This window comes from Paenibacillus albicereus, assembly GCF_012676905.1.
In the GTDB taxonomy this organism is placed as follows: domain Bacteria; phylum Bacillota; class Bacilli; order Paenibacillales; family Paenibacillaceae; genus Paenibacillus_O; species Paenibacillus_O albicereus.
The window spans coordinates 694922-709659 of the sequence record NZ_CP051428.1; the positions used below are offsets into that span (position 1 = coordinate 694922).

The 14738-nt window shown below is 57.7% G+C and carries 11 protein-coding genes; all 11 read left to right on the top strand.

Features of this window, described 5'->3' with window-relative positions; all coding sequences use genetic code 11:
* The first annotated feature begins 344 nt into the window (after positions 1–344).
* Positions 345–3890, top strand: coding sequence for a DNA-directed RNA polymerase subunit beta (gene rpoB / locus HGI30_RS03010; protein ID WP_168906327.1), 3546 nt, complete (start codon positions 345–347; stop codon positions 3888–3890).
* A gap of 31 nt (positions 3891–3921) precedes the next feature.
* The gene (rpoC, locus tag HGI30_RS03015; RefSeq protein ID WP_168906328.1) at positions 3922–7545 is read left to right on the top strand and encodes a DNA-directed RNA polymerase subunit beta'; all 3624 of its coding nucleotides are present in this window, start codon (positions 3922–3924) and stop codon (positions 7543–7545) included.
* 180 nt (positions 7546–7725) lie between these two features.
* The gene (locus HGI30_RS03020) at positions 7726–7965 is read left to right on the top strand and encodes a ribosomal L7Ae/L30e/S12e/Gadd45 family protein (protein WP_328805273.1); all 240 of its coding nucleotides are present in this window, start codon (positions 7726–7728) and stop codon (positions 7963–7965) included.
* A gap of 161 nt (positions 7966–8126) precedes the next feature.
* Positions 8127–8546: a 30S ribosomal protein S12 gene (gene rpsL / locus HGI30_RS03025; RefSeq protein WP_028598193.1), complete on the top strand. Its 420-nt coding sequence runs from the start codon at positions 8127–8129 to the stop codon at positions 8544–8546.
* 51 nt (positions 8547–8597) lie between these two features.
* On the top strand, positions 8598–9068 hold the full coding sequence (gene rpsG, locus HGI30_RS03030; protein WP_028598194.1) for a 30S ribosomal protein S7: 471 nt from the start codon (positions 8598–8600) through the stop codon (positions 9066–9068).
* 38 nt (positions 9069–9106) lie between these two features.
* On the top strand, positions 9107–11182 hold the full coding sequence (gene fusA, locus HGI30_RS03035; RefSeq protein WP_168906330.1) for an elongation factor G: 2076 nt from the start codon (positions 9107–9109) through the stop codon (positions 11180–11182).
* A gap of 103 nt (positions 11183–11285) precedes the next feature.
* Positions 11286–12476 carry an elongation factor Tu gene (tuf, locus tag HGI30_RS03040; RefSeq protein ID WP_168906331.1) on the top strand — a complete coding sequence of 397 codons (1191 nt, stop codon included), beginning with the start codon at positions 11286–11288 and terminating at the stop codon, positions 12474–12476.
* A gap of 333 nt (positions 12477–12809) precedes the next feature.
* Positions 12810–13118: a 30S ribosomal protein S10 gene (gene rpsJ / locus HGI30_RS03045; RefSeq protein WP_017692074.1), complete on the top strand. Its 309-nt coding sequence runs from the start codon at positions 12810–12812 to the stop codon at positions 13116–13118.
* A 46-nt stretch (positions 13119–13164) separates the two neighbouring features.
* Entirely contained in the window at positions 13165–13788 is a 624-nt protein-coding gene (gene rplC, locus HGI30_RS03050; RefSeq protein ID WP_168906332.1) for a 50S ribosomal protein L3, read from the top strand.
* Between the two features lie 29 nt (positions 13789–13817).
* On the top strand, positions 13818–14441 hold the full coding sequence (rplD, locus tag HGI30_RS03055) for a 50S ribosomal protein L4 (RefSeq protein ID WP_028598198.1): 624 nt from the start codon (positions 13818–13820) through the stop codon (positions 14439–14441).
* A complete protein-coding gene (gene rplW / locus HGI30_RS03060; protein WP_168906333.1) occupies positions 14441–14731 on the top strand; it encodes a 50S ribosomal protein L23 in 291 nt (96 codons plus the stop codon). Before rplD ends, rplW begins: the two co-directional genes overlap by 1 nt.
* The last annotated feature ends 7 nt before the right edge of the window (positions 14732–14738 follow it).

The following is a 14738-nucleotide window of genomic DNA, read 5'->3' on the forward strand; positions in this document are numbered from 1 at the left end:
TGTCAGCATTAAAATAGGCGGATTCTCTTTAGTCCGCTAAAATGTCAAGAATTTTTTATTTGATGCCGTGCGCATACAAATCTGGTTTTTGACGTATAATGTTTAGATTTTGGGCAAAATTACATGATAGGAGACCGTCTCTCCTGCGGTGGCTCATCCGTGGAGAGGCCGAGGTTCCAGGCCGGATGCATGCTCTTTTTTCGAACCCTATTCGATAAGGGCTTTTCTTTATTTACCACGCCGATCCTTGATTTCAAGCAGGGAGATCGCGGTGAACGGGCTGTGCGGTCTAGTCATGAGTGCGCTTATCAAGCTGAGAAGCAGACATGAGGGGTGAGGTTAAGTTGGCAGGACAACTTGTTCAGTATGGTCGACGCACGCGTAGGAGCTATAACCGGATTCACGAAGTGCTCGAGGTTCCGAACTTGATTGAAATCCAACAAAAGTCTTACGAGAAGTTTTTGGAAAGCGATCTGCTGGAGCTCTTCCAGGACATTTCGCCGATCCAGGACTTCACGGGAAATCTTTCGTTGGAATTCATCGACTACAGTCTCGGAGAGCCGAAGTATTCGGTCGATGAGTCAAAAGAACGCGACGTTACGTATGCCGCGCCGCTGCGCGTTAAGGTAAGGCTCCTTAACAAGGAAACGGGCGAGGTCAAGGAACAGGAAGTGTTCATGGGCGATTTTCCGCTGATGACCGATACGGGCACCTTCATCATCAACGGTGCGGAGCGCGTCATCGTCAGCCAATTGGTACGCTCACCCAGCGTCTACTTCAGCACGAAGGTCGACAAGAACGGCAAGCGCACCTACACGGCTACCGTCATCCCGAACCGCGGCGCGTGGCTGGAGCTCGAGACCGACGCCAAGGACATCATCTATGTGCGCATCGACCGTACCCGGAAGATCCCGGTAACGGTGCTTCTTCGCGCCCTCGGCTTCGGTACCGATGCCGAGATTCTGGACTTGCTCGGTCAGGACGAGTACATCAAGAACACGCTGGACAAGGACAACACCGACTCGACGGAAAAAGCTCTGATCGAGATCTACGAGCGCCTTCGTCCGGGCGAGCCGCCGACGCTGGACAACGCCAAAAGCTTGCTCGTCGCGCGCTTCTTCGACCCGAAACGCTATGATCTGGCCAATGTCGGCCGGTACAAGATCAATAAAAAGCTCCATATCAAGAACCGCCTCTTCAATCAGCGTCTGGCCGAGACGCTCGTTGACACGTCTACGGGCGAGATTCTGGCTGAAGCCGGCCAGATGATCGATCGCCGCCTGCTTGACGAGCTGCTGCCGCACTTGGAGAACAAGCTCAGCAGCAAGGTCCATCAGGTCGCCGGCGGCGTCATGGATGCCAATAGTATCCCACTCCAGACGATCAGCGTATTCGCGCCGAACGAAGATGGCAAAATCATCAAAGTCATTTCCAACGACGTCATCGACAAGTCCGTCAAGCACATCACGCCGGCGGACATCATTTCGTCGATCAACTACTTCATCAACCTGCTGCACGGCGTAGGCAGCACGGACGACATCGACCATCTCGGCAACCGCCGCCTGCGTTCCGTAGGCGAGCTGCTGCAGAACCAGTTCCGCATCGGCCTCTCCCGCATGGAGCGCGTCGTGCGCGAACGCATGTCGATTCAAGACGCCAACGCCATCACGCCGCAGGCGCTCATCAATATTCGTCCGGTCATCGCGTCGATCAAGGAGTTCTTCGGCTCCTCGCAGCTGTCGCAGTTCATGGACCAGACGAACCCGCTTGCCGAGCTGACGCACAAGCGCCGCCTCTCCGCTCTCGGACCGGGCGGCCTGACGCGCGAGCGCGCCGGCATGGAAGTTCGCGACGTCCACCATTCCCACTATGGCCGGATGTGCCCGATCGAGACGCCGGAGGGTCCGAACATCGGACTCATCAACTCCCTCTCCAGCTTCGCCCGGATCAACGAGTACGGCTTCATTGAAGCGCCGTACCGCTGGGTCGATCCGAAGACGGGCGTCGTCACGGAGCAGATCGCGTACCTGACAGCCGATGAAGAGGACAACTATGTCATCGCCCAGGCGAACGCGCTGCTCGGCGAAGACAGCCGCTTCATCGACGACCAGGTCATCGTCCGCTACAACAAGCAGGCCGACAACATCCTGACGATGCCGACGGAGCGCGTCGACTACATGGACGTCTCGCCGAAGCAGGTCGTATCGGTCGCCACGGCGCTCATTCCGTTCCTTGAGAACGATGACTCCAACCGCGCGCTCATGGGATCCAACATGCAGCGTCAAGCGGTGCCGCTCCTCATTCCGAAGGCGCCGCTCGTCGGCACCGGCATGGAGCACAAGTCGGCCAAGGACTCGGGCGTCTGCATCGTGTCCAAGCACGACGGGGTCATCGAACGTGCCTCGGCCAACGAGATTTGGGTGCGCCGCGTCGAGAACGTCGACGGCAAGCCGGTGACGGGCGACCTCGTGAAGCACAAGCTCCATAAGTTCACCCGCTCCAACCAGGGCACGTGCATCAACCAGCGTCCGCTCGCCCGCAAAGGCGATATCGTCAAAAAAGGCGACATCCTCGCGGACGGCCCGTCCACGGAACAGGGCGAGCTGGCGCTCGGCCGCAACGTCGTCGTCGCGTTCATGACGTGGGAAGGCTACAACTACGAGGATGCGATCCTGCTCAGCGAGAAGCTCGTCAAGGAAGACGTGTACACGTCCATCCATATCGAGGAATATGAGTCGGAGGCGCGCGACACGAAGCTCGGACCCGAAGAGATCACTCGCGACATCCCGAACGTCGGCGAAGAGGCGCTCAAGAATCTCGACGAGCGCGGCATTATCCGCGTCGGCGCGGAAATCAGCGCCGGAGACATCCTCGTCGGCAAGGTTACGCCGAAGGGCGTGACGGAGCTGACGGCGGAAGAGCGCCTGCTGCACGCCATCTTCGGCGAGAAGGCGCGCGAGGTCCGCGACACGAGCCTGCGCGTGCCGCACGGCACCGACGGCATCGTCGTCGACGTCAAGGTATTCACCCGCGAGAACGGCGACGAGCTGCCGCCGGGCGTCAACCAGCTGGTGCGCGTCTACATCGCGCAGAAGCGGAAGATTTCCGAAGGCGACAAGATGGCCGGACGCCACGGCAACAAGGGCGTCATCGCCCGCATCCTGCCGGAAGAAGACATGCCGTTCCTGCCGGACGGCACGCCGGTCGAAGTCGTCCTCAACCCGCTGGGCGTTCCTTCCCGGATGAACATCGGCCAGGTGCTCGAAGTCCACCTCGGCATGGCGTGCAAGCGCCTCGGCATCCACGCGGCTACGCCGGTATTCGACGGCGCCCGCGAGTACGACGTATTCGATACGATGGAAGAGGCCGGCATGCAGCGCAACGGCAAGACGATCCTGTACGACGGCCGTACCGGCGAGCGCTTCGAACGCGAAGTCACGGTCGGCGTCATGTACATGATCAAGCTGGCGCACATGGTCGACGACAAGATCCACGCCCGCTCCACCGGTCCGTACTCCCTCGTCACGCAGCAGCCGCTCGGCGGCAAGGCCCAATTCGGCGGCCAGCGCTTCGGCGAGATGGAAGTGTGGGCGTTGGAGGCCTACGGCGCGGCGTATACCCTGCAAGAGATTCTTACGGTCAAGTCCGATGACGTCGTCGGCCGCGTCAAGACCTACGAGTCGATCGTCAAGGGCGAGAACGTGCCGGAGCCAGGCGTTCCGGAGTCGTTCAAGGTCCTCATCAAGGAACTGCAGTCCCTCGGCATGGACGTCAAGATCCTCAACGAGAACGAGGACGAGATCGAGATGAAGGAAATCGACGACGAGGAAGAGGGCACGGGCGACAAGCTCAACCTCAACCTGGAAGGCGCCGAAGCAGGCGTGGAATAAGAGCCATACTTGAATGAAGGAGGGTTGCTCCTTGTTGGACGTGAACAACTTCGAGTACATGAAGATCGGCCTCGCATCGCCGGAAAAGATTCGCTCTTGGTCCCGCGGAGAAGTCAAGAAGCCGGAGACCATTAACTATAGGACGCTCAAGCCGGAGAAAGAAGGTCTTTTCTGCGAGAAGATCTTCGGACCGACCAAGGACTGGGAATGCCACTGCGGCAAGTACAAGCGCGTCCGCTACAAAGGCGTCGTCTGCGACCGCTGCGGCGTCGAAGTGACGCGCGCCAAGGTGCGCCGCGAGCGCATGGGCCATATCGAGCTCGCCGCTCCGGTATCCCACATCTGGTACTTCAAAGGCATCCCGAGCCGGATGGGGCTGGCGCTCGACATGTCGCCCCGTTCGCTCGAGGAGATCATCTACTTCGCCAGCTACGTCGTCACCGATCCGGGCGAGACGCCGCTGGAGAAGAAGCAGCTGCTCTCCGAGAAGGAATACCGCAGCTACCGCGAGAAGTACGGCTACGGCTTCCATGCCGGCATGGGCGCCGAGGCGGTCAAGAAGCTGCTTCAGGACATCGACGTGGAACGCGAGCTGGACCAGCTGAAGGAAGAGCTGCGCACGGCCCAAGGCCAGCGCCGCAACCGCGCCATCAAGCGCCTGGAAGTCATCGAGGCGTTCCGCCACTCCGGCAACAAGCCGGACTGGATGATCCTTGACGTGCTCCCGGTCATCCCGCCGGAGCTTCGTCCGATGGTCCAGCTCGACGGTGGACGCTTCGCGACCTCCGACCTCAACGACCTGTACCGCCGGGTCATCAACCGCAACAACCGTCTGAAGCGCCTGCTCGACCTGGGCGCGCCGGACATCATCGTGCAGAACGAGAAGCGGATGCTGCAGGAAGCCGTCGATGCCCTCATCGACAACGGCCGCCGCGGCCGCCCGGTCACCGGACCGGGCAACCGTCCGCTCAAATCGCTCAGCCACATGCTGAAGGGCAAGCAAGGCCGTTTCCGGCAGAACCTGCTCGGCAAGCGCGTCGACTACTCCGGCCGTTCGGTTATCGTCGTCGGCCCGAACCTGAAGATGTACCAGTGCGGCCTCCCGAAAGAGATGGCGCTGGAGCTGTTCAAGCCTTTCGTCATGAAGGAGCTCGTGAACAAAGGCCTCGCGCACAACATCAAGAGCGCGAAGCGCAAAGTCGAGCGCGTCAGCGCCGAGGTCTGGGATGTGCTCGAGGAAGTCATCAAGGAGCATCCGGTCCTGCTGAACCGCGCCCCTACGCTTCACCGTCTCGGCATCCAGGCGTTCGAGCCGATCCTTGTCGAAGGCAAGGCGATCAAGCTTCATCCGCTCGTATGTACGGCCTACAACGCCGACTTCGACGGCGACCAGATGGCCGTCCACGTGCCGCTGTCCGCCGAGGCTCAAGCCGAAGCGCGCCTGCTCATGCTGGCCGCCGGCAACATCCTCAACCCGAAGGACGGCAAGCCGGTCGTCACGCCTTCGCAGGATATGGTCCTGGGCTCCTTCTATCTGACGATGGACAACAAGGAAGCTCTCGGCTCCGGCTCCGTGTTCGGCACGGTCAACGAAGCGATCTCCGCGTATCAGCGCGGCATCGTCTCGCTGCATGCGCGCATCTTCATTCCGGCCAAGGTGCTTCGTAAGGACGCCTTCACGGAAGAGCAGAACCGCTCGCTCATCTCGACGACGGTCGGCAAGGTCATCTTCAACGAGATCTTCCCGAGCTCGTTCCCGTACATCAACGAGGCGACCAAGACCAACCTGATGGATGGAACGCCGGATAAATATTTCGTCTACGAAAAAGGCGCGGACCTGAACTCGTTCCTGGAGAACGTGCCGCAGATGGGCGCTGTCGGCAAAGAGTATCTCGGCCTGCTCATCGCCGAATGCTTCCGCCTGTACCATACGACGCGGACGTCCATAATCCTCGACAAGATCAAGGAGCTTGGCTTCACCTACTCCACCCGCGCGGGCATCACGGTCGCCGTCTCCGACGTCATCGTGCCGCCGGAGAAGGTCGAGATCCTCAAGGAATCCGACGAGAAGGTCAAAATCGTCACGAATCAGTACCGCCGCGGCCTGATTACGAACGAAGAGCGCTACGACCGCGTCATCGAGATTTGGAGCAAGACGAAGGACCAGATCACGGATATCCTCATGAAATCGATGGACCGCTACAACTCCATCATGCTCATGGTCGATTCCAAGGCGCGGGGTAACAAATCGCAGATTACCCAGCTCGGCGGCATGCGCGGCCTGATGGCGAACCCGTCCGGACGGATCATCGAGCTCCCGATCAAGTCGAACTTCCGCGAAGGCCTGACCGTCCTTGAGTACTACATCTCGACTCACGGCGCGCGCAAAGGTCTCGCCGATACGGCTCTTCGTACCGCTGACTCGGGCTACCTGACCCGTCGCCTCGTCGACGTCGCGCAGGACGTCATCGTCCGCGAGGACGATTGCGGCACGGACAAAGGCATCACCGTCTCCAAGATCCAGGACGGCAAGGAAGTCATCGAGGACCTGTTCGACCGCATCGAGGGCCGCTACTCGTTCGAGACCGTCCGCCATCCGGAGACAGGCGAAGTCATCGTCGCCCGCAACGATCTGATCGATGCGACGAAAGCCGATGCGATCGTCAACGCCGGCATCGAGAAGCTGCAGATCCGCTCCGTGCTGAGCTGCCGCGCCCGCCACGGCGTCTGCAAGATCTGCTACGGCCGCAACCTGGCGACCGGCAAGCATGTCGAGATCGGCGAAGCGGTCGGCATCATCGCGGCGCAATCGATCGGCGAGCCGGGAACCCAGCTCACGATGCGTACGTTCCACACCGGCGGCGTTGCCGGAGACGACATCACGCAAGGTCTGCCGCGTATCCAGGAGCTGTTCGAGGCCCGCAATCCAAAAGGCCAAGCGATCATCAGCGAGCTGGACGGCGTCGTCAAGAGCATCCGCGAGACGAAGGACCGCCGCGAAATCGAGGTTCAAGGCGAAGCCGAGTCGAAAGTCTACCCGGTCAGCTACGGTTCCCGCATCCGCGTCATCGAAGGCCAGCACCTGGAAGCCGGCGACGAGCTTACCGACGGCTCCATCGATCCGAAGGAAATGCTGCGCATCAAAGGCATCCGCGGGGTACAGAACTACATCCTGCAGGAAGTCCAGCGCGTTTACCGGAACCAGGGCGTAGAAATCAACGACAAGCACGTCGAGGTCATGATCAAGCAGATGCTCCGTAAAATCCGTATCGTCGATGCGGGCGACACGAAACTTCTGCCGGGAGCCTTCGTCGACGTGCACGAATACGAGGCAGCCAACCGCGAGGTGCTGCTGTCCGGCCGCGAGCCGGCGGTCGCCAAGCCAGTGCTGCTCGGCATCACCAAAGCCTCCCTGGAGACAGACTCCTTCCTCTCCGCAGCTTCCTTCCAGGAGACGACCCGCGTCCTTACCGACGCCGCCATCAAAGGCAAGGTCGACCAGCTGCTTGGACTCAAGGAGAACGTCATCATCGGCAAGCTGATTCCAGCGGGAACGGGCATGAACCGGTACCGCAGCATCCGCTTCGTCGGCCAGGAAGACGAGATCGAGACGACCGGCGAGGAAGTCGGCGAGTCCGTAGCGGTCGAGTCTTAAGGCAAGGCTCCAAGCTTCTCCAGAGCGGCAGCTGACCGGATATCGGTCAGCTGCCGCTGCTGCGAGGCTTCAAGGCTGGAGGGGCGGAAGAATGGCCAAGTCTTCTTGACACGGACATTCGACTAGTGGTAGTATATCGAAGTGTGCCTGTGGCTTATCTCTTGTACTTGGTTAAGGATGGTGAATCCCTTGGCTTACAAGATTGGCACCAAGCAGACGGCCAGGACGTTGGAATCGCGTCAAGCGATCTGCGTTTATGTGGCTCGGGATGCGGATCCGAAGCTTACTCGCGGCATTGTCGCGCAGAGCGAGAAGGATGGCATACCGATCAAGTGGTTCGACAGCATGGCGGATCTCGGCAAGGAATGCGGGATCGACGTCGGAGCTGCGATGGCCGCGGTCGTACTGGATGAAAAGTAGGAACGATGTTTTTGTCGGCAGGGAGATCGATTGATCGAGCGACTTGCGCAGGCAAAAACTTTTGTTTGTCCAAAGATGAACCGCCTGGACCTGTGGGCTTAAATAATGAGCAGAATGCAGTTCAGCGTTTCATGAATTATGGGAAGGGGGTGGCAACCGACATGCCAACTATCAACCAACTGGTCCGCAAAGGCCGTCAAGCAAAAGTGGTCAAGTCCAAATCGCCAGCACTGCAACGGGGCTTCAACGCCCTGAAACGTGAGGCTACGGAAATCAGCGCTCCTCAAAAACGTGGTGTCTGCACCCGTGTAGGTACGATGACTCCGAAAAAACCGAACTCCGCGCTTCGTAAGTATGCCCGTGTTCGTCTGACGAACAAAGTAGAGGTAACGGCTTACATTCCGGGTATCGGTCACAACCTCCAGGAGCACAGCGTCGTGCTGATTCGCGGCGGACGTGTAAAAGACCTTCCAGGCGTACGTTATCACATCGTTCGCGGCGCGCTCGATACAGCAGGCGTGAACAACCGCAAGCAAGCTCGCTCCAAGTACGGCGCGAAGCGTCCGAAAGTGAAGAAATAAGATTCGCTTCATCTATACCAATAAAACTGAGGGAAAGGGGGACTTGCTCCAATGCCACGCAAAGGTCCTGTAACAAAACGCGACGTACTGCCGGATCCGATTTACAACAGCAAGCTCGTTACGCGTCTCATTAATCGCATCATGATCGACGGCAAACGCGGTGTTGCTGCAACACTGCTGTACGATGCCTTCAAGCTGATTCAAGAACGTTCCGGTAAAGATCCTATGGAAGTGTTCGAAGCAGCCCTGAAGAACATCATGCCTGTACTGGAAGTCAAAGCTCGCCGCGTAGGCGGCTCCAACTACCAGGTGCCGATCGAAGTCAAGCCTGAGCGCCGTACCGCTCTCGGTCTCCGCTGGCTCGTGAACTACTCCCGCAATCGCGGCGAGAGAACGATGGAAGAGCGTCTGGCGGCTGAAATCCTCGACGCTTCCAACAACACGGGCGCTGCGGTTAAGAAGCGCGAAGACACGCACAAGATGGCAGAAGCGAACAAAGCGTTCGCCCACTACCGCTGGTAGAATTCTAAAGCAGCACCAATTTGAAAGGAGACATTCCAATGGCAAGAGAGTTCTCCTTGGCAAATACGCGTAACATCGGGATCATGGCGCATATCGATGCGGGCAAGACCACGACCACGGAACGGATCCTGTTCTACACAGGCCGTACCCACAAAATCGGCGAAGTGCACGAAGGCGCAGCGACGATGGACTGGATGGAGCAGGAACAAGAGCGCGGCATTACGATTACGTCTGCCGCGACGACGGCTCAGTGGAAGGGCAACCGCATCAATATTATCGACACCCCGGGACACGTCGACTTCACCGTTGAAGTCGAGCGTTCCCTGCGCGTATTGGACGGGGCGGTTGGCGTATTCAGTGCGAAAGAAGGCGTAGAACCTCAGTCCGAAACCGTATGGCGTCAGGCTGACCGTTACAACGTTCCTCGGATTGCATACATCAACAAAATGGACATCATCGGCGCAGACTTCCTGAATGTCATCAAGGACATGCGGGAACGCCTGCAAGCCAATGCTGTTGCGATCCAACTGCCGATCGGCGCCGAGAACGATTTCGTCGGCGTGGTCGACCTGGTGGAGCGCGTCGCCTACAAATACAAAGACGACCTCGGCAAGGATCCGGAGCAAGTTGAGATTCCAGCCGATCTGGTCGAGCAAGCCGAAGTGCTCCGTGCGGAACTGGTTGAGAAAGTAGCCGAGCTGGACGAAGAACTCATGATGAAGTATCTGGAAGGCGAAGAAATCTCCATTCCAGAACTTAAAGCAGCGCTCCGCAAGGGCGTTGTCGAAGTGAAGATCTTCCCAGTCATCGCCGGCTCTTCTTACCGGAACAAAGGCGTGCAAATGATGCTGGATGCCGTAGTCGACTACCTGCCGGCTCCGATCGACGTTCCAGCGATCAAAGGTACCCTTGAAGACGGAACCGAGACGACTCGCGAGTCTTCCGACGAAGCGCCGTTCGCGGCTCTCGCATTCAAAATCATGACGGATCCTTTCGTCGGAAAACTGACCTTCTTCCGCGTTTACTCCGGCGTATTGAACTCCGGTTCCTACGTTGTCAACGCGACGAAGGACAAGCGCGAGCGGGTCGGCCGTATTCTTCAAATGCACGCGAACAGCCGTCAGGAGATCAATTCGGTCTACGCCGGCGACATTGCCGCAGCCGTAGGCCTCAAGGATACGACGACGGGCGACACGCTTTGCGACGAGAAGAATCCGGTCATCCTTGAATCCATGAACTTCCCTGAGCCTGTCATCCAGCTCGCGGTCGAGCCGAAAACCAAGGCTGACCAAGACAAGATGGGCATCGCTCTGCAGAAGCTCTCGGAAGAGGATCCGACGTTCCGCGCTCATACGGACGAAGAAACGGGTCAAACGATCATCGCGGGCATGGGTGAGCTTCACCTGGAGATCCTCGTTGACCGTATGCTCCGCGAATTCAAAGTTGAGACGAACGTAGGCAAACCGCAAGTCGCTTACCGTGAGACCTTCCGTCAAGCGGCTAAGGTCGAAGGCAAATTCGTTCGTCAATCCGGCGGCCGCGGTCAGTTCGGCCACGTATGGATCGAATTCGAGCCGCTCGAGCCAGGCAGCGGTTTTGTCTTCGAAAACAAAGTCGTCGGTGGCGTCGTGCCTCGCGAATTCATCGGCCCGACTCAAGCGGGTATCGAAGAGTCCATGAAAAACGGTGTCATCGCTGGCTTCCCGCTGGTTGACATCAAAGCGACGATCTTCGACGGATCCTATCATGACGTCGACTCCTCGGAGATGGCGTTCAAGATTGCAGGCTCCATGGCCCTCAAAGCTGCGAAAGACAAATGTAAGCCTGTCATTCTCGAGCCGATCATGAAGGTCGAAGTCACGATTCCGGAAGAGTACATGGGCGACGTCATGGGCATGCTGAACTCCCGTCGTGGACGCATCGAAGGCATGGATTCGCGCGGAGGCGCGCAAATCGTTCGTGCCAAGGTGCCGCTTGCCGAGATGTTCGGATACTCCACGACCCTGCGTTCCGGTACCCAAGGACGCGGCGTGTTCTCCATGGAACTTTCGCACTACGAAGAAGTTCCAAAATCGATCCAGGAAGAGATTGTCTCCAAGAGCAAATCGGAGTAATCTCAAGATAGGTTCGCTGTGACAGGCCGTGCCTGCCGCTCAAGCGGTGAACGGTCTGTCACCTAACATAAACTTTCCTGACCTTGAAGGAGGATTAAGTTCAATGGCAAAGGCTAAATTTGAACGTACTAAACCCCACGTTAACATTGGCACCATCGGTCACGTCGACCACGGCAAAACGACGCTGACGGCTGCCATCACGACGGTTCTTTCCAAAAAATACGGCGGCGCGGCAATCGCGTTCGACCAAATCGACAAAGCTCCAGAAGAGCGCGAGCGCGGCATCACGATCTCGACGGCACACGTCGAGTACGAGACGCCAAACCGCCACTACGCTCACGTTGACTGCCCAGGCCACGCCGACTATGTTAAAAACATGATCACCGGCGCAGCTCAAATGGACGGCGCGATCCTGGTTGTATCCGCAGCTGACGGCCCTATGCCGCAAACGCGCGAGCACATCCTGCTCTCCCGCCAAGTCGGCGTTCCTTACATCGTCGTATTCCTGAACAAATGCGACATGGTTGAAGACGAAGAGCTCCTCGAGCTGGTTGAGATGGAAGTACGCGACCTGCTGAACGAGTACGAGTTCCCAGGCGACGACACGCCGATCATCCGCGGCGCTGCTCGTGAAGCCCTGCAAAACCCAGACGGCCCTTGGGCTGAAAAAATCGTCGAGCTCTTCGAGCAAATCGACACGTACATCCCGACTCCTGAGCGCGACACGGCGAAGCCTTTCCTGATGCCAGTCGAGGACGTGTTCACGATCACGGGCCGCGGTACGGTTGCTACCGGCCGTATCGACCGTGGTACGGTCAAAGTCTCCGACGAGATCGAAATCATCGGTCTTGCCGAAGAATCCCGCAAATCCGTCGTTACGGGCGTTGAAATGTTCCGTAAGCTGATGGATTCCGCACAAGCTGGCGACAACATCGGCGCCCTGCTGCGCGGCGTTGACCGTAAAGACATCGAGCGCGGACAAGTTCTGGCCAAGCCAGGCTCCGTTAAGCCGCACACGAACTTCACGGCTCAAATCTACGTCCTGACCAAAGAAGAGGGCGGACGCCACAAGCCTTTCTTCACGGGCTACCGTCCACAGTTCTACTTCCGCACGACGGACGTAACGGGCATCATCAACCTGCCGGAAGGTACGGAAATGGTTATGCCTGGCGACAACATCACCGTTACGGTTGAGCTGATCGCTCCAATCGCAATCGAAGAAGGCACGCGCTTCTCGATCCGCGAAGGCGGCCGTACGGTTGGTGCCGGCGCCGTTGCAACGATCCAAAAATAAGCTCTCTGCAGCGTTAGCTGCGGACGGCAAGAGCCTCTGCCTCCGGCAGAGGCTTTTTTAGTTCTTATTCTATAGAAGAAACTCGATCAACCGAATGGATAGAGGGCGAAACAACTCACGGAACTAGTCGGTACATCAAATGCAGCTCGTTCATTTGGCATTTCCATGTTGCAATCGCCCATGCAACGTGATAAACTATTGTCTGTTGGTCTGTGACGTTGCGATGATGCGGGAGGTTGCTGACACACCCGGCTCCTTTGCCATGGAGCGTGTGGGAGGAGTTCTCGCGGAGTATGTCCGATACTAAATTGGGCGATAGAAGGAGGGACTTATATGGCAAAGCAAAAGATTCGTATTCGCTTGAAAGCATACGATCACCGCATTCTTGACCAGTCTGCAGAGAAAATCGTGGAAACCGCAAAACGTTCCGGAGCAGGTGTTTCTGGACCGATTCCGCTTCCGACGGAAAAGCAAATCATCACCATTCTCCGTGCAGTACACAAGTACAAGGATTCGCGCGAGCAGTTCGAGCAGCGTACGCACAAGCGTCTGATCGACATTGTGAACCCGACTCCGCAAACGGTTGATGCGTTGATGCGTCTGGACCTGCCGTCCGGTGTCGATATCGAAATCAAACTGTAAGTTATCCACAAGCGAAAGCTAAGTGAGAACGAAAAGAGGTGTCAACATGAAGGGTATCTTAGGCAAAAAGATCGGTATGACGCAAGTGTTCACAGCTGAAGGTAACGTCGTGCCAGTCACGGTTATCGAAGCCGGTCCATGTGTCATCCTGCAGAAGAAAGACCAAGAGAACGACGGCTATGAGGCGGTTCAACTCGGCTTCTCCGACAAAAAGGAGAAGAACGCGACGAAACCTGCAATCGGCCACGCGAAAAAAGCCAATACGGCTCCTAAGCGCTACATTCGTGAAATTCGCGGCATTAACCTGGGCGAATATGAAGTTGGCCAAGAAATTAAAGCCGACGTATTCACGGAAGGCGAATTCGTTGACGTAACTGGCGTATCCAAGGGCAAAGGCTTCCAAGGCGTTATCAAGCGCTGGGGACAAAGCCGCGGCCCGATGGCGCACGGTTCCCGCTATCATCGCGGACCTGGTTCGATGGGCTCCATCCAAGCGAACCGCGTTCCTAAAGGCAAGCGCCTGCCAGGCCACATGGGCCACGAGACGATTACGATTCAAAAGCTTGAAGTCGTACGCGTCGATGCAGAGCGCAACGTCCTGCTGGTTAAAGGCTCCATTCCGGGTCCTAAAAACAGCTTCGTAAAAATCAAACAAACGGTGAAGAAATAAGCACCGCCTGAAGAAAGGAGGAACAAGCTATGCCTAAAGTAGCTATCTTCAACGTGAGCGGCTCCCAAGTCGGCGACATCGAGCTTTCCGAGCATGTCTTCGGCATCGAGCCTAACTCGCATGTCCTGCATAGCGCCGTTCTGCTTCAGCAAGCAGCCGAGCGCGCTGGCACGCACAAGACGAAAGGACGCTCCGAAGTACGCGGCGGCGGACGCAAGCCTTGGAAACAAAAAGGCACCGGCCGTGCTCGTCAGGGTTCGATCCGCTCCCCGCAATGGGTTGGCGGCGGCACTGTCTTCGGACCGACTCCGCGCAGCTACAGCTTCAAGCTGCCTAAGAAAGTTCGCCGTCTGGCGATCCGTTCGGCACTGTCTTCCAAAGTCATCGCAAGCGAGCTGATCGTTCTGGATCAACTGAGCTTCGAAGCTCCGAAGACGAAGGAATTCAAAGCCGTGCTGAACAACCTCAAAGTCGGCCGCAAAGCGCTCGTCGTTACGGCTGAATTCGAGAACAACGTGGCTCTGTCCGCCCGCAATATCCCTGGCGTGAAGTTCGTCGCAGCTGATGGCATCAATGTTCTGGATGTGCTGTCGCACGACCAACTCATCATCACCAAGGATGCGGTCGAGAAAGTACAGGAGGTGCTTGCGTAATGAAGGATCCACGCGATATTATCAAGCGCCCGGTCATCACGGAACAATCGACGGAGCTCATGGCCTCGAAGCGCTATGTGTTCGAAGTCGATATCCGTGCCAATAAAACCGAGATCAAATCTGCTGTCGAGCAGATCTTCAATGTAAAGGTCAGCAGCGTTAACACGCTTCGCGTACCGGCTAAGCCGAAGCGCTACGGCCGTCATTCCGGTTATACGTCCGAGTGGAAGAAAGCCTTCGTTCAACTGAGCGAGGACAGCAAAGAGCTGGAATTCTTCGAGTCGGTCTAATCTGACG

Coding starts and splice junctions, on each gene's coding strand:
- rpsL (WP_028598193.1), top strand. CDS start 8,127: ATGCCAACTATCAACCAACTGGTCCGCAAAGGCCGTCAAGCAAAAGTG.
- rpsG (WP_028598194.1), top strand. CDS start 8,598: ATGCCACGCAAAGGTCCTGTAACAAAACGCGACGTACTGCCGGATCCG.
- fusA (WP_168906330.1), top strand. CDS start 9,107: ATGGCAAGAGAGTTCTCCTTGGCAAATACGCGTAACATCGGGATCATG.
- tuf (WP_168906331.1), top strand. CDS start 11,286: ATGGCAAAGGCTAAATTTGAACGTACTAAACCCCACGTTAACATTGGC.
- rpsJ (WP_017692074.1), top strand. CDS start 12,810: ATGGCAAAGCAAAAGATTCGTATTCGCTTGAAAGCATACGATCACCGC.
- rplC (WP_168906332.1), top strand. CDS start 13,165: ATGAAGGGTATCTTAGGCAAAAAGATCGGTATGACGCAAGTGTTCACA.
- rplD (WP_028598198.1), top strand. CDS start 13,818: ATGCCTAAAGTAGCTATCTTCAACGTGAGCGGCTCCCAAGTCGGCGAC.
- rplW (WP_168906333.1), top strand. CDS start 14,441: ATGAAGGATCCACGCGATATTATCAAGCGCCCGGTCATCACGGAACAA.